A 21,862-nucleotide genomic window follows, 5' to 3' on the forward strand; every position below is an offset into this window, starting at 1 on the left:
CCAGGGGCAACCGTCGCCAGTTGGTGGGGCCGTCGGTGCCTTCAATACCGGCTGGCGCATGCCCTCAGGGCGAGGCGGTCCTTGCGGCGGGCGACGACAGCGACGGACGCGCCGCTCGTTGCTCCACGTCCGCTCGAAGGCGCTAACCGTCCCGACCGCCCTCAACCCACGAACGTGTCCTACGGCCTGAGGGCAGCCCGACCGTCGGTCGATGCTCCTACCCAACGCAATCACGGAGCGGAAGCAGCCCTTTCGTCATGTGCTCACGGCACATGGGGCGCGCCGAGCCCGGGCGCCCTCATCCCAGATGCTCCCGACAACCCCGTGCACGGCCCAAGCCGCCGAGTCCCGAGCGGCAACACTTCATCCCGCGCTTCGCGCAGTCCGACTGGGCCGCAGGGGGCCTGAGGGTGCCGCTGCGCGGCTAGCAAGCGCCGCCGGGAGTTGCCGGGCCGGCCGCGGCGATTTCAAGAGCGAGCGGGCTCGGTTTGCTGGTTCTGCGGCGGTTCCAGGCAACGACATCGACAAGATCGGCGAGTGTTGCGGACTGGGATGGCGTCGGCATGGCACCATTCCGGGCCATGGGCATTCTCATCCGACTGGTGATCACGGCGGTTTCGCTGTGGATATCGACGCTGGTCATCGACGGGATCCACCTCAGCGCGGCGACCACGCTTGGCAAGGTCGGCACGCTGCTTGCGGTGGCGGTCATCTTCGGCATCATTAACGCCGTGCTGCGGCCGATCGTCAAGACGATCGGCTGCGGGCTGTACGTGCTGACTCTCGGCCTCATCGCGCTGATCGTCAACGGCCTGCTGTTCCTGCTCGTGAGCTGGATCGCCGGGCAGGCGAGCCTGCCGTTCCACGTGGACAACTTCTGGCCGAGCGCCGTCCTCGGCGCGCTGCTCGTCGGCATCGTCAGCTGGCTGCTCAACATGCTCGTCCCCGACGGCGGCGACGACTGATCCCAGCGGGGCGGCGCCGGCGCGGGATATCCGCTGGCGCCCGCCCAAGATCGTGGGTTGACTCGCGGGCGTGCTGGAACTGCGCCGTGCCGACGGCTATGAGCTGAGCTCCGACCGCGCCCGGATCGACCTGCCGCGAGTGCACCACTGGCTGTCGACCGACGCCTACTGGGCGATGGACCGGCCGATCGACCGCATGCGGGCGGCCGTCGAGGGCTCCGAGCCGTACGGCATTTACCTAGGCGACGCCCAGGTGGCCGTGGCCCGCGTCGTCACCGACGCCACGATTTTCGCGTACCTCTGCGACGTCTATGTCGACCGTGGGCACCGCGGGAAGGGGCTCGGCGGCTGGCTGGTCGAGTCTCTCCGCGATCACCTCGCCGCGCGCGGGCTGAGCCGGTTTCTTTTGGTGACCCTCGACGCCCAGCCGCTCTATGCCCGGCAGGGTTTCCGGCAGGTCGACCCGGGCCGCTGGATGGAGTGCGACCTGAGTCACACGCAACGAGCAGACGGCAATCAGGGCCTTACCGTGCAGCCATGAGCGAAGAGCGGCGCGGATATGCGTACGGGCTGGTGGCGTACGTGCTCTGGGGCTTTTTCCCGATCTATTTCAAGCTGCTCCGACCGGCCGGCGCGCTTGAGATTCTCGCTCACCGGGTGATCTGGTCGGTGGTCTTCGTCGCTCTGCTGCTGACGGCGATGCGCAGCTGGCGCTCCATCAGGATCAAGCCGGGGATCGTGCTGGCCGCCGTGCTGATCGCCGTCAACTGGGGCACCTACATTTACGGGGTCAATTCGGGCCGGGTCGTCGAGACCGCGCTCGGCTACTTCATCACGCCGCTGGTCGTCGTGCTGCTCGGCGTGACCGTTCAGCGGGAGCGGCTGCGGATCTGGCAGTGGGTGGCGATCGGGGTCGGCGCCGTCGCGGTGGTCGTGCTGACCGTCGATTACGGCCGCCTGCCTTACATCGCGCTGCTCCTGGCCGGCAGCTTCGGGTCGTACAGCCTGGTGAAGAAGCGTCTTGCGCTGCCGCCGGCCGAGGGTTTGTTCGTCGAGTCGTCGGTGATCGCGATCCCGGCGCTCGTCTATCTGATGGTCGATCACCGCAATGCGCAGTTCGGGCATGTCTCCACGACGCACACCGTGCTCATGATCTTCTCCGGTGTCGCGACCGCGATCCCGCTGCTGCTCTTCGCCGGGGCCGCGAACCGGGTGCCGATGGTCGGCATCGGCATTCTGCAGTACGTGGCCCCGATCATTCAGCTGGCCTGCGGCGTGTTCCTCTACCACGAACCGATGCCGGCGGCGCGGCTCGCCGGGTTCGGGCTGGTCTGGATCGCGCTGATCATCTTCACTGCGGACGCGATCAGGAGCGCACGACGGCAAAAGGTGGCCGATCCGACGGCCGCCACCGTCGAACCGGCCACCGCGGCCCCATGAATCCGGAATCAGAGGATCAGGGGACGTCGTAGGCGAGCAGCGCCTTGCCGTCGTACTGCACCAGTTCCAGCCGGGAGAGGCTGCCCGCGGCGAAGTGGGTGACCGCTTCCATCGGGAAGTCGGTGCCCGGAGCGGCCTGCCAGGAGCCGATCTGTTCCTTCTCGTCGTCCGGGCCGTAGGCGATCAGGCGGAACGTGTACGGCTTGGTCGCGCTCTTGCTGTACTCGCACGTCAGGTCGACGATCGTACCGCCGGCCTTGCTGGTCATCCGCAGGGTGGCGGTGAGCGGCGAGGCACCGGCGACCGGCATCATCGCGACCGCGGGCCCGGGCGGCGTCGCGGCGGGCGCCGAAGATCCGCGAGTCAGGACGAACACCCCGACGCCGACGAGCGCGATCAGGAGCAGGGCGGCGGCGCTGCTGACGATGCGTACGGTCAAGGCCTTGGCGGATTTCCGCCGGGTGACCCGACGCCGGATCGGGTGGTGTTCCGCGCCCGCGGACAGGCTCGGGTCGACGAGCTTGGCGAATTCCGTGGCGTCGAGCCGGGACAGCAGATCGGGCAGGGTCGAGATGTCACGCACCGCTTCGCGGCAGAACGAGCAGGTGGCCAGGTGCCGCTCGTAGGCCGTTCGTTCGGCCGGGGACAGGGCACCGAGGACGTAGGCGCCGTCGTCGTGTTCGTGTTCGCACCGCATCCCCATCACCACCCTCCGCCCAACACGCGCGTGCAAACTGTCTTACGCAGGGATGCGGCGGGTGGTTCAACGGAGTCTTAGGGCCCCTTGTCACGCGGTGGCGGACTCTCCCGCGGAGAGGGCCTCGGCCACGTTGCGGGCGGCGGCGGTCAGTTTGGCCCGGACAACCCGGGCGGAGGTGAGCATCTCGGCGGCCGGCATGGAGCAGGCGAGCACGAGGCGGCGCTCGATGTCCCGGTCGGCGATCACCACCACCGCGGCGCAGGCGACGCCCTGCTTGAACTGGCCCATCTCCAGTTGCATGCCCCGCCGCTCTCCCGCGGCCAGGTCGGCCTCGATGGCCTCGGCGGTGGTCAGCGTCGCCGGGGTGAACCCGCGCATGCCGTAGTCACGCAGGTAGCGCGCCCGCTGATCGGGTGTGAGGGTGGCGAGCAGCGCCTTGCCGAGCGCGGTCGCGTGGCTGCCCTCGTCGAAGCCGGGCGCGACGTCGTCGGCGAACGGCGAGCGGGCACCCTCGGCCGACGCGGTCACCGCGATGCGGCCTCCGACGAAGCGGCCGAGGTAGTGGCTGTAGCCGGTGTCGACCGCGGCCCGCCGCAGCGCCTCGCCGACCGGCGGCGGCCCGCGGAAGGCGGAGACCAGCTCCCGATATCGGTCGGCGATCTCCAGACCGACGATGTACGTGCCGTCCTCGCGGCGGATCACGTAGCCCTCGTAGGCCAGGGTGCGCACGAGGTGGTACGTCGTCGCCACGGTCAGCTCGCACCGCCGAGCTATCTGCTTCACGGTGAGTCCGCGCGGAGCCCGTCCGACTGACTCGAGCACGCGCAGGGCGCGTGACACGCTCCGGATCAGATCCGACGGTTCCGCCAGGGGGTCGCGCACAGCTACCTCCGACGCCAGGGACTTACACCATATGAATAATCTTCCTCCGACGGAATGCCAAAAAGGATGTGGATCACGATCGATTTACACCGGCCGTGTGGCTGTCGGTACTCCGCGCGTCCAGATGCATCCTGCATGACAGAGGCTTCGAGCGATGTCCTCGGCCGCAGAAAGTACGCTCACCAGGAGAGACGCGGCCCAGGCGGCGGGCGGGGCAAGGGCGCCCACCGGCGCCGGCCGGGTCGGTGTGGGCGGACTCCGCGTACGTCGGGGCAAGCGCACTTGCCTCGGTGCCCGCCGGCGCTCGGGTCGAGCGATTCGGCGTCGCTGGTGATGATCGCGGTCGCCGCCCGTGCACTGTGGAGTCTCAGCGCAATCCGGGTGAGCGAGAAGTGCCGGAAAGGCCGAGCGGGCAAGGGCGCGGCGCTCGCAGCCGGCTCAGCCAACGCCGCCTCCCGGGCCGAGACCGACGAACTCGGCGCCGCGCTCGGCACATACCTCGTCGACTCCGCGGTTGCGCGCCGTATCGAGCCCGGTGCGGCCCCGCTGTCACTCACCCTGGGTAGCGCAATCTGCGTCGCCGCCTGTGTTCTGCCCAGGCACGCCCACGACGGCCGCCGGCCATCCGCCAATGTGGATAGTCGCCCCCGCCGCGATCTGCTTCCCGGAAGCCGGCTGCTCAGCTCGTGCGGTCGGCGATGAAGTCGCAGAGCGCCTGCATCGCACGCTTCGGCTCGCCGTCGGGCAGCGGCGCCAGCTGAGCCCGCGCCTCCTCGGCGTAGGTGCGGACCGTCTCGCGCGCCCGCTTCATCGCCGCCGACTCGCGCAGCAGCGTCAGCGCCTCGGCGTGCAGGCCGTCGTCGGTGATCGGGCCGGCCGCCAGCAGCTCGCGCAGCCGCACCGCCGAAGCGTCGGTGTCGTCGCCGGCCAGCGCATAGAGCACGGGCAGCGTCGGCACGCCCTCGCGCAGATCGGTGCCCGGAGTCTTGCCCGACTGGACACTCTCCGACGCGATATCGAGCAGGTCGTCGGAGAGCTGGAACGCGATGCCCATCGTCTCGCCATAACCCGCGAGTGCCTCGACCACGTCGCGTGGCGCCCCCGAGAACAGGCCGCCGAACCGGGCCGAGGTCGCGATCAGCGACCCCGTCTTTTCGGTGATGACGTGCAGATAGTGCTGGATCGGGTCGCTGTCGCGGGGCCCGACCGTCTCGGCGATCTGCCCGTGCACGAGCCGCGCGAAGGTGCGCGCCTGCAGGCGGACGGCCTCCGGACCGAGCGATGCCGCGATGTCGGCCGCCCGCGCGAACAGGTAGTCGCCGACCAGGATCGCCACCGAGTTGCCCCAGCGCGAATTAGCACTCGGCGCACCCCGCCGGACCGTCGCCTCGTCCATGACGTCGTCGTGGTAGAGCGTCGCCAGGTGGGTCAGCTCGACCACGTTGGCGGCCGCGACGATCTCGGGCGCGCCGGGGTCACCGAACTGCGCCCCGAGCGCCACCAGCAGCGGCCGGAACCGCTTTCCACCCGCATCGACGAGATGCAGCGCGGCCTCGGCCACCAGCGGATCGGCGCTGGCGACATTTGCCCGCAGCGCGTCCTCCACGGCAGCCAGCGTCGCCGACACCGACGCGTCGACCGCGGGGTCGATGTCGAGGCCGAGCGACGAGAGCGTCAGGTCACCGGTGCTCACCACGCTCTTCACGATGCCACATGGGTGGGACGGTTTTGGTACCAGGGGGCTCGGTAGCAAGATCAACCTCAAGAGCCGAGAGACGTACGGGAGGGGCTTCGTCCCGTTTCGTCAGTCCCGGCCGGGTGCAACGAGAGTCCTCTGCGCCCGTTCCGGGCGGACCCGGTGGTACATGCCGGACATGTCCAGTGGGTTTGGTCTCTTCTGTCCCGACACCACTACGTACCGCCATCGACATGGAGCTTGATCACTGCTTGTCACGAAGTTCGTCTAACCGTCTGATCACATCCGGACAGCCGGTTTCCGAACAAAGAAGCCCCGGCCGCGTACGGCCGGGGCTTCTCGTTCAAGAAGAACTAGCGGACGAACGTAGCCGCGTCCCGCGTCAGATCGATCAGCGGCGCCGGAGCGACGCCCAGGGCCAGGGTGGCCAGCACGCCGATCGTCAGCGCCGTCGTCGTCAGGAAGCCCGGAATCGACACCGTCGGCGTCGACTCGCCCGGCTCCGACAGCCAGAGCATCACGACGACCCGCAGGTACGGGAAGGCGATCAGCATGCTGGAGATCACGCCGAAGATCACGAGCCACGTCTGCCCACCCTCGACGGCCGCCCCGAAGACCGCGAACTTGCTGGTGAAGCCGCTGGTCAGCGGGATACCGGCGAAGGCCAGCAGGATGAACGTGAAGACCCCGGCGAACAGTGGGCTCTTCTTGCCCAGGCCGGCCCACCGCGAGAGGTGGGTGGCCTCACCCTCGGCGTCGCGCACCAGCGTGACGATGCCGAACGCCGCGAGGACGGAGAAGCCGTACGCGACCAGGTAGAACATCGTGCTGCTCAGGCCCTCCTTGTTGAGCGCCAGGACACCGACCAGCAGGTAGCCGGCGTTGGCGATCGACGAGTAGGCGAGCAGGCGCTTCATGTCGGTCTGCGTGACCGCCAGGACGGCACCGACCAGCATGGTGAGGACCGCGATCACGCCGAGCACGGGCTGGAAGTCCCATTGCACGCCGTCGAACGCGACGTACAGGATCCGCAGCAGGGCACCGAAGGCCGCCGTCTTGGTGCAGGCCGCCATCAGCGCGGTGATCGGCGTCGGGGCGCCCTGATAGACGTCCGGCGTCCAGACGTGGAACGGGGCCAGCGCGCTCTTGAAGAGCAGGCCGATCGCGACCAGGGCGAGACCGCCGTAGAGCAGCACCTGGCTGTGCGCCGGGTTGGCGACCGCCGCGTGCACCTCGGAGAGCCGGATCCCGCCCGCGAAGCCGTAGATCAGGGCGACGCCGAACAGGAAGAACGCCGAGGCGTACGAGCCGAGCAGGAAGTATTTGAGCGCGGCCTCCTGGCTGAGCAGGCGACGCCGGCGGGCGAGCGCGCACAGCAGGTAGAGCGGCAGCGAGAAGACCTCGAGCGCGACGAACATGGTCAGCAGGTCGTTGGCCGCCACGAACAGCAGCATGCCGCCGAGTGCGAACATCGTCAGCGGGTAGACCTCGGTGGAGCCCGACTGTTCGCCGGCCTGCTGGAGGTCCTTCTTCGAGCCGACGGTCAGCGCGGCCTGGGAGACGAACGGGCCGCCCCGCTCGAGCTTGCGCTCACCGATCAGCATGATCGAGACCGCGCCGAGCGCCAGCAGGGCGCCCTGCAGGAACAGCGTCGGGCCGTCGACGGCGACCGCGCCACCGATGGTGACCTTGTGGGTCTTGTGCTGGACGATCACCATCACGAACGCGGCGACGATCGCGAGCAGCGACAGGCTCAACTGGATGGTGTTCCGCGACCGGCGAGGCGTCAGGGCCTCCACCAGTACGCCGACGCACGCCACCCCGAAGAGGATCAACATGGGCGCGAGGGCGCCGTAGTCGATCGCGGGAAGGTGGAGGTTTTCCATGGCTAGCGCGCTACCTTCCCTTGAGATGCCGAGCCGTTCGCGACTGCCGTCGGGCCCGGATCGGTCGTGCCGACGTCGTGCATGGTCGCCTGGACCGCCGGGTTGATCACGTCAGTGACCGGCTTGGGATAGAAGCCGAGGAGCAGCAACAGCAGGATCAGCGGTGCCACCACGACCTTCTCCCGCAGCGTGATGTCCTTGCTCATCGCCGGCACCTCGGCCAGGGCCGGGTTGGGCGTGCCCTGCGTGGTCCGCTGGATCATCCACAGCACGTACGCGGCGGCCAGGATGATGCCCGCGGTGGCGATGACCGCGTAGACCGAGTGCACCGTGAACGTGCCGATCAGCACCAGGAACTCGCTGATGAACGGTGCCGTGCCGGGCAGGGCGAGCGACGCCAGACCGGCGAAGAACAGCACACCGGCCAGGACCGGCATCGCCTTGCCGGCGCCGCCGAAGTCGCTCACCAGGTTGGAGCCGCGGCGGCTCACCAGCATGCCGACCACGATGAACAGCAGGCCGGTCGCCAGGCCGTGGTTGACCATGTAGAGGACCGAGCCGGTGCCGCCCTGCGTGGTGAACGCGAAGATGCCGATGCCGATGAAGCCGAAGTGTGCGATCGACGTGTACGACACCAGGCGCTTCAGGTCGTTCTGGCCGATCGCCAGCAGAGCCGCGTAGAGGATGCCGATCACCGCGAGCACCAGGGCGGCCGGCGCGAACCAGCGCGACGCCTCGGGGAACAGTGGCAGGCAGTACCGCAGGATGCCGAAGGTGCCGACCTTGTCCATCACGCCGACCAGCAGGGCCGCGGCCCCGGCCGGTGCGGCACCACCGGCGTCCGGCAGCCACGTGTGGAACGGGAAGAACGGTGCCTTGATCGCGAACGCCACGAAGAAGCCGAGGAACAGCCAGCGAGCGGTGTTCTGGTTGACCTGCGAGGCCGAGGCCAGCAGGTGGTTGAAGTCGAACGTGTGCCCGCCGACCACCCACAGCCCGATCACGGCGGCCAGCATGAACAGACCGCCGACCAGGCTGTAGAGGAAGAACTTCACCGCGGCGTACTGGCGGCGCTGCCCACCGAACGAACCGATGATGAAGTACATCGGGATGAGCATGACCTCGAAGAACACGTAGAACAGGAAGATGTCGGCGGCGGCGAAGACGCCGATCATCGTGAACTCGAAGGCCAGCAGCAGCGCGAAGTAGGTCGGCGCCGAGCGGTTCGACTGCTCCACGTCGTGCCAGGACGCCAGGATGACGACCGGCATCAGGATCGCGATCAGCATCAGCATGACGAGCGCGATGCCGTCGGCCGCGAACGTGAACCGGGCGTCCCACGACGGGATCCAGGCGTACGACTCGCGGAACTGGAACCGGTCACCGCCGATCTTGAAGGCGATCCACATGATGATGCTCAGCACCAGCACGGCCAGCGACCAACCGAGCGCGACCCGTTTGGCGAGCTCACCCTTGCTGCGTGGGATCGCCGCCACCACGATCGCGCCCACCAGTGGCAGGAGCGTCAGGATGGAAAGGAACGGGAAATTATTCACGCCAACCACCCAAGCTGGATCGCGAGGAAGGCGCCGACCACGAGCACGGCGCCGGTGAGCATGGAGAGGGCGTACGAGCGGACGAAGCCGGTCTGCAGTCGGCGGATCCGGCCCGAGCTGCCGCCGACACCGGCGGCGATGCCGTTGACCAGTCCGTCGATGCCCTTGTTGTCGAGGTAGACCAGCGCCCGGGTCAGGTAGATGCCGGGCCGCTCGAACACCGCCTCGTTGAACGCGTCGGTGTAGAGGTTGCGCCGGGCGGCGGTGACCACCGGGCCGGCCGGCTGCTCCTGCAGCGCGGTGCCCCGGCGGAAGAGCGCCCAGGCGAGGCCCGCGCCACCGACCGAGAAGACCAGGCCGAGCGTGGTGATCAGCCAGGCGGCCATGACCGGCTCGCCCTCGCCCTCGCCGGTGACCGGCGCGAGCCAGTGCGGCACACCGGTCTTGAGCAGGAAGCCGGCGACGATCGAGCCGAGCGCCAGGAGCATCAGCGGCACGGTCATGATGAACGGCGACTCGTGCGGGTGCTTGTTGTCCTCGGTGTAGCGCTCCGGTCCGTGGAAGGTCAGTACGAACAACCGGGTCATGTAGAAGGCGGTCAGTCCGGCACCGAGCAGGGCAGCCCAGCCGAAGAGCCAGGACGTCCAGTCGCCGCGCTCGAAGGCCGCCTCGATGATCGGGTCCTTGGAGAAGAAGCCGGACAGCGGTGGGATGCCGATGATCGCGAGCCAGCCCATCATGAAGGTGAGCCAGGTCCACCTCATGTATTTGTGCAGGCCACCGAACCGCCGGATGTCGACCTGGTCGTGCATGCCGTGCATGACCGAACCGGCGCCGAGGAACATGTTGGCCTTGAAGAAGCCGTGCGCCAGCAGGTGGATGATCGCCAGCGCGTACGCCCCGCCGCCGAGCCCGACGCCGAGGAACATGTAGCCGATCTGGCTGACCGTCGACCAGGCCAGGACCCGCTTGATGTCGTCCTTGGCCGCGCCGATGATGCAGCCCATCAGCAGCGTGAGCGCGCCGACGCTGACCACGATCGTCTGCAGGTTGTGGTTGGCCGAGAAGATGTGGTTGGAGCGGGCGATCAGGTAGACGCCCGCGGTCACCATCGTCGCGGCGTGGATCAGGGCCGAGACCGGGGTCGGGCCCTCCATCGCGTCCGGCAACCAGGCCTGCAGCGGGAACTGGCCGGACTTACCGGCCGCGCCGAGCAGCAGCAGGATGCCGAGGATCAGCACTGTGCTCTGCGACAGCTTGCTCACGCCGTTGAAGACGGTCGAGTACTGGGTGCTGCCGAGCTTGTCGAACATCAGGAAGATGCCGATCGCCAGGCCGGCGTCGCCGACCCGGTTCATCAGGAACGCCTTCTTGCCGGCGGTGGCCGCGGACGGCCGGTTGTACCAGAACGAGATCAGCAGGTACGACGCGAGACCCACGCCTTCCCAGCCGAAGTAGAGCATCACGTAGTTGTTGCCGAGAACCAGCAGCAACATCGCCGCGACGAAGAGGTTGAAGTAGGCAAAGAACTTGCGGCGCCCCGCGTCGTGCTCCATGTAGCCGACGGCGTACAGGTGGATCAGCGAGCCGACGCCCGTGATCAGCAGGACGAAGACGCCGGACAGCGGGTCGAAGAGCATGCCGAAGTCGACATGCAGCCCACCGACCGCGATGAATTTCCACATGCTCAGCTCGGCCGAGCGGTTGCCGTCCAGCCCGCGCAGGCTGAAGAAGAAGATCAGCCCGAGCACGAACGAGGCGGCCACGGCGAAGACGCCGAGCCAGTGTCCCCACTTGTCGGCCCGCTTGCCGAGGAGCAGCAGAATCGCGGCGCTGGCCAGCGGAATGGCCACCAACAGCCACATTCCGCTCAGCGCCCCCGTCGCGTGGGCGAACTCCACTGTCTGTTCCACGTGAAGGCCCCTTTAGTACTTGAGGAGGTTCGCGTCGTCGACGCTCGCCGAGCGTCGCGTACGGAAGATCGACATGATGATGGCGAGGCCCACCACGACCTCAGCTGCCGCCACGACCATCACGAAGAACGAGATGATCTGGCCGTCCAGGCTGCCGTTGATCCGGCTGAAGGTGACCAGCGCGAGGTTGGCCGCGTTCAGCATCAGCTCGATGCACATGAACAGCACGATGGCGTTACGGCGGACCAGCACCCCGGCCGCGCCGATGGTGAAAAGGATGGCCGCCAGGACCAGGTAGTAGTCGGGTGTCATTTCTTCTCGGTTCCCTTCGGAGCCGCCTCAGAGGCGCTGAGCTCACGCACCGGCAGGATGGCCGAGATGCTGCGGTCGGAGCCGTTGCCGTCCGGCAGTTTGGCCGGCGCGGCGACGGACATCGTGTTGGCGTAGACGCCGGGGCCGGGCCGGGCACCCGGGTAGTTGCCCGGGCGGAAGCGCTCGGTCATCCGGGTGACCTGGTTGGCGATCTCGCCCTTGGTCCGCTCGACGTGGGCCAGGATCATCGCGCCGACCGCCGCCGTGATCAGCAGGGCCGAGGTGACCTCGAAGGCGAAGACGTACTTGGTGAACAGCAGCGCGGCCAGACCCTGCACGTTGCCGCTGTGGGCGGCGTTGGCCTGGTCGAGCCCGGTCCACGCCTCGTGGCCCAGCGAGCGGGCCAGCCCGGTGGCGACCAGGATCGCGAAGCCGACGCCGAGCACGATCGCCGCGATCCGCTGACCGCGCAGTGTCTCGATCAGCGAGTCGGACGCGTCCCGGCCGACCAGCATCAGCACGAACAGGAACAGCATCATGATCGCGCCGGTGTAGACGATGATCTGCACCGCGCCGAGGAACGGCGCCGCGTTGACCACGTAGAGGAAGCCCAGGCAGAGCATCGTCAGCACGAGCCAGAGCGCCGAGTGCACGGCGTTGCGGGCGAAGACCATGCCGAGCGCGCCGATCACCGCGAAGGACCCGAGGATCCAGAAGGCGAACTGCTCGCCGGTGCCGATGTGTGTCATCGGACGACCTCCTTGGGCTGATCGCCCGCGTCGGCCCGGCGCCTCGTGCCGGCCGTCTCGGCCCGGTCGGCGTGCTGCTGGGGGTCGGCGGCGTCGTGAGTGCCGGCCTCGGACCACGGCGCGCGCTCGGCCCCGACCGAGGTGCCCGGGTTGGTGAGTGCACCGAGGTAGTAGTCCTTGTCGGTGTCGCCCAGCCGCATCGGGTGCGGCGGCTGCTCCATGCCGGGCAGCAGCGGCGCCAGAAGCTCCTTCTTGGTGAAGATGAGGTCCTGGCGGCTGTCCCGGGCCAGCTCGTACTCGTTGCTCATGGTCAGCGAACGGGTCGGGCAGGCCTCGATGCAGAGTCCGCAGAAGATGCACCGCGCGTAGTTGATCTGGTAGATGCTGGCGTACCGCTCACCGGGCGAGAAGCGCTCCTCGTCGGTGTTGTCGCCACCCTCGACGTAGATCGCGTCCGCCGGGCAGGCCCAGGCGCACAGCTCGCAGCCGATGCACTTCTCCAGCCCGTCCGGGTGCCGGTTGAGGATGTGCCGGCCGTGATAGCGCGGCGCCGGGGTCGGCGGGGTGAACGGGTAGTCGGTCGTGACGACCTTGCGGAACATGTGCGCGAAGGTGACCCCGAAACCCTTGAAAGATCCGGTGAACGTGCCCACGTCACACCTCCTTGGTTTCGCTGTCGCCGCCGACCGTCGCGGGGGCCCGTTCGGCCACCGCGCGGCGGGCCCGCGGGCTCGGGGGTACCTGGAGATCTATCGGAGGCACCGGGAAGCTGCCCGGTGGACGGCTGGCGATCTGTTCCTCGACCGACAGCTGGCGTGGCTTGCGCGCGGCCGGCCAGAGCATGGCGATCAGCAGCACCACGACCACGATGCCGCCGATGGAGAGCCACTTGGTGCGGTCCGAGAACTCGTTGTTGGCGAGCTTCACGTACGACAGGAAGAGGATCCACACCAGGTTGACCGGGATGAGGACCTTCCAGCCGAAGCGCATGAACTGGTCGTAACGCATCCGGGGGAGCGTGGCCCGCAGCCAGATGAAGCCGAACAGCAGGATCAGCACCTTGGCGAAGAACCAGATCAGCCCGAACCAGCCGGTGTTGGCGCCGTGCCAGAACCACGTGATCGGCCAGGGCGCCCGCCAGCCGCCGAGGAACAGCGTGGTGGCGAAGGCCGAGACGGTGATCATGTTGATGTACTCGGCGAGGAAGAACATCGCGAACTTGAACGACGAGTATTCGGTGTGGAAGCCACCGACCAGCTCGGACTCGGCCTCGGGGAGGTCGAACGGAGCGCGGTTGGTCTCACCGACCGCCGAGATGCAGTAGATGATGAAGCTCGGGAGCAGCAGGACCGCGTACCAGCTCGGGGTCGTCGGGTGGAACCCGAGGATCGAGATGTCGGACGCGTTGCCCTGCGCCTGCGCCTCGACGATCTGCGAGGTGCTCATCGTGCCCGCGGTCATGAAGACCGCCACGATGGACAGGCCCATCGCGACCTCGTACGAGATCATCTGTGCGCTCGACCGCAGACCACCCAACAGCGGGTAGGTCGAACCGGACGCCCAGCCGGCCAGCACCACGCCGTAGACGCTCAGCGAGGAGCAGGCCAGCAGCACCAGCACCGAGACCGGCACGTCGGTGAGCTGCAGCGCCGTGTGGTAGTGCCCGAAGCTGACCACCCCACCGAACGGGATCACCGAGAACGCGGTGAACGCCGTCGTCGCCGAGATCACCGGCGCGATGAAGTAGATCACCTTGTCGGCGGTCTTCGGGATGATCTCCTCTTTGAACGGCAGCTTCAGGCCGTCGGTGAGGCTCTGCAACCAGCCCTTCGGACCGACCTGGTTGGGGCCGGGCCGGACTGCCATCCGGGCCACGACCTTGCGCTCATAGTTGATCGTGAAAAGGGTCAGCAGCAGCAGGACCACGAAGACCGCGACCAGCTTGATGAGCGTGACCCACCAGTAGTCGTTCTCGAACGTCTTCAGGGTGGGATCCGTGGCTGCCGCCAGGATCATCGAATGTGGTGTCATGCAACAGCCCCCTGGGCGAGGATCGGGCCGGACTTGCCGGCCGTCAGCCGGACGACCGCACCCGAGGTGACGCCGAGACTGCGGCGCAGCGTCGACCCCGGCGAGTTGGTGGGAAGCCACACCACCTGCGGGGGCAGGTCGGTGATCGCGGCGGGCAGCGTGATGCCGCCCCGGTCGGTGCTGACCGTGACCGCCTCGCCGTCGGCGACACCCAGCGACTCGGCGAGGTCCTTGCCGATGCGCACCAGCGGCGGGCGGGCCGTGCCGGCCAGCACCGCGTCGCCGTCGAGCAGCGAACCCTCGTCGATCAGGTGGTGCCAGGTGGCGAGAACGGCCTCGCCGGCGCCCGGCTCCGGCAGCGCGCCGGCGGTGTCACTCGGCGTCGAGACGCGGCCCGAGTTGCTGGCCGGCATCGCGCCCAGTTCCCGGCGGATCGCCATCACATCGCCGGTGCCGAGGGTGACGCCCAGGAGGGCGGCAACCGCCTCGAGGGCGCGGCCGTCGGTCATCGCCGAGGTCGGCAGCACGGTGTCGAAGGACCGCAGGCGGCCCTCCCAGTCCATGTAGGTGCCGGGCTTCTCGGCCGCCGGGGCGATCGGCAGCACGACGTCGGCCCGCCGGGTCACCGCGCTCGCGCGCAGCTCCAGGCTGACCACGAAGCCCACGTTGTCCAGCGCCTGCTCGGCCAGCCGTGGGTCGGCCAGGTCGGCCGGATCGACGCCGGCGACCACGAGGCCGCCGAGCGTACGGTCGGCAGCCGCCCTGACGATCCCGTCGGTGCTGCGGCCGGCCGCGCTGGGCAGCCCGCCCGCCTCGACACCCCAGGCCAGCGAGATCTCAGCCCGGGCGGCCGGGTCGGAGACCGGCCGGCCACCGGGGAGCAGGTTGGGCAGGCAGCCCGCGTCGACCGCACCGCGGTCGCCGGCCCGCCGGGGCACCCACGCGAGGCGGGCGCCGGTGCGGGCGGCCAGGGCGGCAGCGGCCGAGAGGCCACCGGGCACCTCGGCCAGACGCTCACCGACGATCAGGAGCGAGCCGGGAGTGCTGAGTGCGGCGGCCACCGCCGGGTCGCCGGCCAGCAGCCGGGCCTCGTCGCCGGGCACGGCCTGGACCAATGTCGCGTTGAGCTTGCCGAAGCCCCGGGAGAGGAACGGCGCCACCGCCGTGACCCGCAGCTTGCCCAGTCGGTTTCCCTTGCGCATGCGCAGGAAAAGGATCGGGCACTCCTCCTCGGGTTCGAGCCCGACCACGAGCGCGCTGGGCGCGTTTTCCACGTCGTCGTAGGTGACGTCGGAGACGCCGGCCACGTTGGACGCGAGGAAGTCGGTCTCCTCCGCGCTCATCGGACGGGCCCGGAAGTCGATGTCGTTGGTGCCGAGTGCGACCCGGGCGAACTTCGCGTACGCGTACGCGTCCTCAACCGTGAGTCGTCCGCCGGTGAGCACCCCGACGCCGCCGGCGGCCTTGGCCGCCTTGAGGCCCTCGGCCGCCGCCAGCAGTGCCTCGCTCCACGAGGCCTCGCGAAGCTTGCCGGTGACCTCGTCGCGGACCTGCGGGTTGAGGATGCGGTCGTCGGCGGTGGTGTAGCGGAAGCCCCACCGGCCCTTGTCGCAGTTCCACTCCTCGTTGACCGCCGCGTCGTCGCCGGCCAGGCGGCGCAGGACCTTGCCGCGGCGGTGGTCGGCCCGCATCGAGCAGCCGGCCGCGCAGTGCTCGCACGCGGTCGGCGACGACACGAGGTCGAACGGCCGGGCGCGGAAGCGGTACTGCTCACCGGTGAGCGCGCCGACCGGGCAGATCTGGATCGTGTTGCCGGAGAAGTACGAGTTGAACGCGACGTCGCCGGCGCCGTCGCCGACCTGCCCGTCACCGGTGCCGGCACCGCCGAAGAAGTCGTCCCGGTAGACGTTGATCTGCTCGCCGGACGAGCGGTCCATCAGGTCGATGAACTTGTCGCCGGCGATCTCCTCGGAGAACCGGGTGCAGCGCTGGCACAGGATGCAACGCTCGCGGTCGAGCAGCACCTGGCTGGAGATGTGGATCGGCTTCTCGTATTCGCGCTTGTGCTCGTGGAAGCGCGACTCGACCCGGCCGTTCGACATCGCCTGGTTCTGCAGCGGGCACTCGCCGCCCTTGTCGCAGGTCGGGCAGTCGAGCGGGTGGTTGGCCAGCAGCATCTCCATGATGCCGTGCTGGGCCTTGTCGGCCACCTCCGAGGTGAGCTGCGTGTGGACGACCATGCCCTCGGCGACCGCCTGCGTGCACGAGGCGACCGGCTTGCGCTGACCCTCGATCTCGACCAGGCACTGGCGGCAGGCGCCGGCCGGGGCGAGCAGCGGGTGGTCGCAGAACCGCGGGATCGCGATACCCATCCGCTCGGCGACCCGGATGACCAGATCGCCCTTCTCGGCGGTGACCTCGATCCCGTCGATCGTCAGCGTGACGCCAGTCTCTGCGAGCTCAGCCGTCTTCTTCGCTACGTCGGTCATCAGTGCGCTCCAACCAGGGCTTTTGCGGACAGCCGTGGAGCGGTCCGGCCCTCGATGTAGTCCAGGTAGTCCTGGCGGAAGAACTTCAGCGTCGAGATGACCGGGGTGGCCGCGCCGTCACCCAGGCCGCAGAACGACCGGCCGAAGATGTTGTCCGCGGTGTCCTGCAAGGTGTCCAGGTCGGCGTAGGTGCCCTCGCCGGAGAGGATCCGTCGGTAGGTGCGGACCATCCAGTAGTTGCCCTCGCGGCACGGGGTGCACTTGCCGCACGACTCGTGGTGGTAGAACTCGAGCCACCGCCAGGTCGCGTAGACCGGGCAGTCCTGGTCGCTGAAGATCTGCATGGCCGTGGTGCCGAGGATCGAGCCGGCCGCCGCGACACCCTCGAAGTCCATCGGGGTGTCCATGTGCTCGGCGGTCAGCAGCGGGGTCGACGAGCCACCCGGCGTCCAGAACTTCAGGTTGTGGCCGGGCTTCATGCCGCCCGCCAGCTCGATCAGCTCGCGCAGCGTGATGCCGAGGCCGCACTCGTACTGCCCCGGGTTGGCGATCCGGCCGGAGAGCGAGTAGATCATCGGGCCGGACGACTTCTCCGTGCCCATGCTCTTCCACCAGTCGGCGCCGCCGAGAACGATGTAAGGCACGCTGGCGATGGTGCCGACGTTGTTGACGACCGTCGGGCTCGCGTACAGGCCGGCGATGGCCGGGAAGGGCGGCCGCAGCCGGGGCTGGCCGCGGAAGCCCTCCAGCGAGTCGAGCAGCGCCGTTTCCTCACCGCAGATGTACGCCCCGGCGCCGCTGTGCACGACCAGGTCGAGGTCGAACCCGGAGCCGAGGATGTTCTCGCCCAGGTAGCCCTTCGCGTACGCCTCGTCGACCGCGTTACGCAGTCGCCGAGCCGCGTGCACGGCCTCGCCGCGGATGTAGATGAAGGCCCGGTTGGAGCGGATCGCGTACGCCGCGATGATCGCGCCCTCGATCAGCGAGTGCGGGTCGTACGTCATCAGGGGCAGGTCCTTGCAGGTGCCCGGCTCGCCCTCGTCCGCGTTGATCACGAGGTAGTGCGGCTTGCCGTCGCCCTGCGGGATGAAGCCCCACTTGAGACCGGTCGGGAACCCCGCGCCGCCGCGGCCGCGCAGACCCGAGTCCTTGATCAGCTGGATCAGGTCGTCCGGGTGCACGTCGAGCGCCTTGCGCAGCGCCGCATAGCCGTCGAGCCGCTCGTAGACCCCGATCTGCCAGGCGTCCGGCGACAGCCAGCGCTTGGTGAGGACCGGCGTCAGCTTCTCGAGCACCTCACGCCGTGGCTGAGTCACTTCTTCTCCTCATTGCCGCGTGCGACGTTGGTCCAGCCCGGGCTGCTGTCCGTGGCCGGCTGGTCCGCATCGTCCTTGTCGTCGGCCCGGCCGGTGCCGCGGTCGGTGTCCCCGGCCGGCTTGCCGTCGCCCGCCGGCTGGTTCGCCGCGACCCCGGCCGCCTCGGCTGCGTTGGTCGGTGCCGGGGACGTCGCCTGCGAGTCACCGGTCTTGTCCGGGGTGCTCATCGTCGGGTTGCGCCGCTCGGCCGTACGCGTCTCCGGGTCTTTCACGTCCCCGTTCGTCGTCGTCTTGCCGGCGTTGCTCGTAGCCTGCTCGGTCGCCGGGCTCTTGACCGACCGCCGCTCCTCGACCTTGTCGGCGACCGCACCGGCCGCCGCCTTGACCGCACCGGCCACACTCTTGGCCGCGGTCGCGACCCGGCCGGGCTGCTGGCCCTGCTCCTCGCGCGGCGAGGGCTTGGTCTTGTTGATCGGGGTGTCCAGGTTGAAGTTGGCCACCGCGACACCGGCCTGCTGGGCGAGCGTCACGCCGCGCAGCGTCGGCAATCCGGCCGGTCCGTCGCCCACCGCGCCGTCCCGCTCGTCGGCGAAGCCGGCCAGCTGGTGCTGCATGTCGCGCAGCGAGCAGAGCCGGGCGCCCCGGCTCAGGGCCGGGCGCTCACCCTTGCGGAGCTGCTCGACCAGGTCGATCGCGGATTCCGGGGTGGCCTCGTCGACCGCGAAGTCGTAGTTGACCGTGACCACCGGGGCGTAGTCGCAGGCCGCGAGGCACTCGGCGTGCTCCAGCGTGATCTTGCCGTCGCCGGTGGTCTCGTCGTGGCCGACCCCGAGGTGCTCGGAGACCTGGTCGTAGACGTCCTGGCCGCCCATCATGTTGCACAGCGTGTTGGTGCAGACGCTGACCAGGTATTCGCCGGTGGGGCGGCGCTTGTACATCGTGTAGAAGGTCGCGACGGCGCCGACCTGGGCCTTGTTGATGCCCAGGACGTCGGCGCAGAAGGCCACGCCGGCCGGGCTGACGTGCCCCTCCTCGGTCTGCACCAGGTGCAGCAGCGGGAGCAGCGCCGAGCGGCCGCGGCCCTCCGGGTAACGCCCGATGATCTCGAGCGCGGCCGGAAGCAGCTTTTCGGCCAGCGCAGCGGCTGCCGGGGAGAAGTCGATCTCCATGCCTTTTTCCGTTGCAGTGCGGCGAAGCCGCCCAGAAAGCTCAGTGTCGGACATTTAGCGGTCACACCCACCCATCACCGGGTCCAGCGAAGCGCCGCCGGCGATCACGTCGGCCAGTAGCGCACCTTCCGCCATCGCGGGGATGGCTTGCAGGTTGACGAAGCTCGGGTCGCGGTAGTGCACCCGGTAGGGGTGGGTGCCACCGTCGGACACCGCGTGCACGCCGAGTTCGCCGCGCGGGTGCTCGATACCGACGTACACCTGGCCGGGCGGAACCCGGAAGCCCTCGGTCACCAGCTTGAAGTGGTGGATCAGGGACTCCATCGACTGACCCATGATGTTGGCGACGTGTTCGAGCGAGTTGCCCAGACCGTCGAGGCCGAGTGCGAGCTGGGCCGGCCAGGCGATCTTCTTGTCGGAGATCCAGACAGGTCCGGGACGCAGTCGGTCGAGCGCCTGCTCGACGATCTTGAGCGATTCCCGGATCTCGGCGATCCGCACCAGGTAGCGGCCCCACACGTCGGCCGTGTTGGTGGTGGGAACGTCGAACTCGTAGTTCTCGTAACCGCAGTACGGCATCGTCTTGCGGAGATCCCACGGCAGTCCGGCCGCGCGCAGGACCGGGCCGGTGATGCCCAGCGCCAGGCAGCCGGTCACGTCGAGGACAGCCACCCCCTGCGTACGCTCGTGCCAGATGACCTGGCCGGAGAGCATCGCCTCGTATTCCTTGAGCTTCTTCGGCATGTACTTCAGGAAGTCGCGGATCTTGCGAACCGCGGACTCCGGAAGGTCCTGCGAGAGGCCGCCGGGACGGATGTATCCGTTGTTCATCCGCAGGCCCGAGGTCTCCTCGAAGATGTCGAGGATGTACTCACGCTCCCGGAACCCGTAGAGCATCATCGAGATCGCGCCGAGCTCCAGGCCCGTGGTTCCCAGCCACACCAGGTGGGAGGCGATCCGCTGGAGCTCCATGAACATGACCCGGATGGTGGTCGCCCGCTCGGTGATCTCGTCGGTGATGCCGAGCAGCTTCTCCACCGCGAGGCAGTAACCCGCCTCGTTGAACATGTTGGCCAGGTAGTCCATCCGGGTCACGAAGGTGACGCCCTGGGTCCAGTTGCGGTACTCCAGGTTCTTCTCGATGCCGGTGTGCAGGTACCCGATGACCGGACGGACCGCCGTGACGGTCTCGCCCTCAAGTTCCAGGACCAGACGCAGCACCCCGTGCGTCGACGGGTGCTGCGGGCCCATGTTGACAACGATCTTCTCGTTGCTGAGCGGATCGATGTTTTCGGTGATCGTGTCCCAGTCGCCGCCGGTGACGGTGAAGACACGACCCTCGGTGGTCTCTCGTTCGCCTGCGTAAGTCACTGGTAAACCCTCCGCTGGTCAGGAGGCGGAATTTCGGCACCCTTGTATTCGACGGGCACGCCGCCGAGGGGGTAGTCCTTGCGCTGCGGGTGGCCCTCCCAGTCGTCCGGCATGAGGATCCGGGTCAGGTTGGGGTGACCGTCGAAGACGACACCGAACATGTCGTAGATCTCCCGTTCCTGCCAGTCGGCAGTGGGGTAGATGCTGGTCACGCTCGGCAGGCTGGTTTCCTCGGCGACGGCCGCCTCGAGGCGGATGCGCCGGCGGTACGTCATGGAGGTCAGCTGGTACGAGATGTGGAACCGGCGCGGATCGCTGTTGAGGTAGTCGACCGCGTCGACCGAGGAGCACAGCTCGAATCGCAGGGCCTCGTCGTCCCGCATGATCTGGCAGACCTCGGCGATCCTGGCCGGGTTGATGTGCAGCGTCAGCTCGCCCCGGTCGACGACGACCCTCTCGATCGCGTCGGCGAAGCCCGGGTAGGCCTCCTCCAGCGCATCGGTGACCTCGTCGAAGTAGCTCCCGTACGGCTTCTCGGTGCCGACCAGTTCGGGCCGCCGGCGGACCAGGCCGCCGAAGCCGGAGACGTCGCCGGTGCCGCGGATGCCGAACATGCCCTTGTCCGGGCTGGGCGGCACCTGGGCCGGAGCGTCGAAGTCGGCACCAACCGGGTCGGCCTCGACGGGTACGCCGCCGTTCGGGTTCGGTTCGATGCTCACTTACCACTCTCCCGCAGGTGGGGCTGCAACTTCATCCAGTTCTCGATGCGCAGCTGCTCCTCCCGGCCTTCCCGCACCGCCTGCTCCCACTCGGCGCGGCGGACCTTGTCGACCCGGTACGACGAGGGCATGGCGCCCGGCGCGACGATCGGCAATTTGCCTTCGGCCCGGCGGGCCTCCAGCATCTTGCGGCCGTTGGGGCCCAGCGGCTGGGCCATGACCTTCTCGCGCATCTTGAGGATGGCGTCGATCAGCATCTCGGGCCGCGGCGGGCAGCCGGGCAGGTAGACGTCGACCGGCACGATGTGGTCCACGCCCTGAACGATGGCGTAGTTGTTGAACATGCCGCCGGACGATGCGCAAACACCCATCGAAATGACGGAGCGCGGCTCGGGCATCTGGTCGTAGATCTGCCGGACGACCGGGGCCATCTTCTGGCTCACCCGGCCCGCGACGATCATGAGGTCGGCCTGCCGGGGCGAGGCCCGGAAGACCTCCATGCCCCATCGCCCGAGGTCGTAGTGCGGGCCGCCGGCCGCCATCATCTCGATGGCGCAGCAGGCGAGGCCGAACGTGGCGCCCCAGAACGACGACTTCCGAGCCCAGTTGGACAGCTTTTCCACACTGGTCAGCAGGATTCCGGCCGGGAGTTTCTCTTCAATACCCAT

19 protein-coding genes are annotated in these 21,862 nt (G+C 68.6%); 3 read left to right on the forward strand and 16 right to left on the reverse strand.

Annotated elements, in window-relative coordinates:
- Nucleotides 1-581: 581 nt before the first annotated feature.
- From ACIA5C_RS39215 to rarD, 3 genes are all read left to right on the forward strand, one after another.
- Nucleotides 582-965, forward strand: coding sequence for a phage holin family protein (locus ACIA5C_RS39215; protein WP_396064413.1), 384 nt, complete (start codon nt 582-584; stop codon nt 963-965).
- A 70-nt stretch (nt 966-1,035) separates the two neighbouring features.
- Nucleotides 1,036-1,506: a GNAT family N-acetyltransferase gene (locus ACIA5C_RS39220; RefSeq protein ID WP_396064416.1), complete on the forward strand. Its 471-nt coding sequence runs from the start codon at nt 1,036-1,038 to the stop codon at nt 1,504-1,506.
- Nucleotides 1,503-2,405: an EamA family transporter RarD gene (gene rarD / locus ACIA5C_RS39225; protein ID WP_396064418.1), complete on the forward strand. Its 903-nt coding sequence runs from the start codon at nt 1,503-1,505 to the stop codon at nt 2,403-2,405. Before ACIA5C_RS39220 ends, rarD begins: the two co-directional genes overlap by 4 nt.
- 16 nt (nt 2,406-2,421) lie before the next feature.
- Here the strand turns inward: rarD and ACIA5C_RS39230 are convergent, their stop codons facing one another.
- From ACIA5C_RS39230 to ACIA5C_RS39305, 16 genes are all read right to left on the reverse strand, one after another.
- Entirely contained in the window at nt 2,422-3,102 is a 681-nt protein-coding gene (locus tag ACIA5C_RS39230) for an anti-sigma factor family protein (RefSeq protein ID WP_396064421.1), read from the reverse strand.
- Between the two features lie 90 nt (nt 3,103-3,192).
- Nucleotides 3,193-3,987 carry an IclR family transcriptional regulator gene (locus tag ACIA5C_RS39235; RefSeq protein ID WP_396064423.1) on the reverse strand — a complete coding sequence of 265 codons (795 nt, stop codon included), beginning with the start codon at nt 3,985-3,987 and terminating at the stop codon, nt 3,193-3,195.
- A gap of 679 nt (nt 3,988-4,666) precedes the next feature.
- Nucleotides 4,667-5,638 carry a polyprenyl synthetase family protein gene (locus ACIA5C_RS39240; protein WP_396064660.1) on the reverse strand — a complete coding sequence of 324 codons (972 nt, stop codon included), beginning with the start codon at nt 5,636-5,638 and terminating at the stop codon, nt 4,667-4,669.
- Nucleotides 5,639-6,036: 398 nt separating this feature from the next.
- Nucleotides 6,037-7,569, reverse strand: coding sequence for an NADH-quinone oxidoreductase subunit NuoN (nuoN, locus tag ACIA5C_RS39245; protein WP_396064426.1), 1,533 nt, complete (start codon nt 7,567-7,569; stop codon nt 6,037-6,039).
- Between the two features lie 2 nt (nt 7,570-7,571).
- Nucleotides 7,572-9,125, reverse strand: coding sequence for an NADH-quinone oxidoreductase subunit M (locus tag ACIA5C_RS39250; protein WP_396064429.1), 1,554 nt, complete (start codon nt 9,123-9,125; stop codon nt 7,572-7,574).
- Entirely contained in the window at nt 9,122-10,990 is a 1,869-nt protein-coding gene (nuoL, locus tag ACIA5C_RS39255) for an NADH-quinone oxidoreductase subunit L (protein ID WP_396064662.1), read from the reverse strand. The genes ACIA5C_RS39250 and nuoL overlap by 4 nt, the downstream gene beginning before the upstream one ends.
- Before the next feature lie 60 nt (nt 10,991-11,050).
- The gene (nuoK, locus tag ACIA5C_RS39260) at nt 11,051-11,350 is read right to left on the reverse strand and encodes an NADH-quinone oxidoreductase subunit NuoK (protein ID WP_015618499.1); all 300 of its coding nucleotides are present in this window, start codon (nt 11,348-11,350) and stop codon (nt 11,051-11,053) included.
- Entirely contained in the window at nt 11,347-12,099 is a 753-nt protein-coding gene (locus ACIA5C_RS39265; RefSeq protein ID WP_396064432.1) for an NADH-quinone oxidoreductase subunit J, read from the reverse strand. The genes nuoK and ACIA5C_RS39265 overlap by 4 nt, the downstream gene beginning before the upstream one ends.
- Nucleotides 12,096-12,752, reverse strand: coding sequence for an NADH-quinone oxidoreductase subunit NuoI (gene nuoI, locus ACIA5C_RS39270; protein WP_396064435.1), 657 nt, complete (start codon nt 12,750-12,752; stop codon nt 12,096-12,098). Before nuoI ends, ACIA5C_RS39265 begins: the two co-directional genes overlap by 4 nt.
- Before the next feature lies 1 nt (nt 12,753).
- Entirely contained in the window at nt 12,754-14,130 is a 1,377-nt protein-coding gene (gene nuoH, locus ACIA5C_RS39275) for an NADH-quinone oxidoreductase subunit NuoH (protein ID WP_396064437.1), read from the reverse strand.
- Nucleotides 14,127-16,619 carry an NADH-quinone oxidoreductase subunit G gene (locus tag ACIA5C_RS39280; protein ID WP_396064440.1) on the reverse strand — a complete coding sequence of 831 codons (2,493 nt, stop codon included), beginning with the start codon at nt 16,617-16,619 and terminating at the stop codon, nt 14,127-14,129. The genes nuoH and ACIA5C_RS39280 overlap by 4 nt, the downstream gene beginning before the upstream one ends.
- Nucleotides 16,619-17,935, reverse strand: coding sequence for an NADH-quinone oxidoreductase subunit NuoF (gene nuoF, locus ACIA5C_RS39285; RefSeq protein ID WP_396064442.1), 1,317 nt, complete (start codon nt 17,933-17,935; stop codon nt 16,619-16,621). Before nuoF ends, ACIA5C_RS39280 begins: the two co-directional genes overlap by 1 nt.
- Entirely contained in the window at nt 17,932-19,104 is a 1,173-nt protein-coding gene (nuoE, locus tag ACIA5C_RS39290) for an NADH-quinone oxidoreductase subunit NuoE (RefSeq protein ID WP_396064444.1), read from the reverse strand. The genes nuoF and nuoE overlap by 4 nt, the downstream gene beginning before the upstream one ends.
- A 54-nt stretch (nt 19,105-19,158) precedes the next feature.
- Nucleotides 19,159-20,475, reverse strand: coding sequence for an NADH-quinone oxidoreductase subunit D (locus tag ACIA5C_RS39295; RefSeq protein WP_396064446.1), 1,317 nt, complete (start codon nt 20,473-20,475; stop codon nt 19,159-19,161).
- On the reverse strand, nt 20,472-21,194 hold the full coding sequence (locus tag ACIA5C_RS39300) for an NADH-quinone oxidoreductase subunit C (RefSeq protein WP_396064448.1): 723 nt from the start codon (nt 21,192-21,194) through the stop codon (nt 20,472-20,474). The genes ACIA5C_RS39295 and ACIA5C_RS39300 overlap by 4 nt, the downstream gene beginning before the upstream one ends.
- A complete protein-coding gene (locus tag ACIA5C_RS39305) occupies nt 21,191-21,862 on the reverse strand; it encodes a NuoB/complex I 20 kDa subunit family protein (RefSeq protein ID WP_396064450.1) in 672 nt (223 codons plus the stop codon). Before ACIA5C_RS39305 ends, ACIA5C_RS39300 begins: the two co-directional genes overlap by 4 nt.

Source organism: Actinoplanes sp. NPDC051343, assembly GCF_044455125.1.
GTDB lineage: Bacteria > Actinomycetota > Actinomycetes > Mycobacteriales > Micromonosporaceae > Actinoplanes.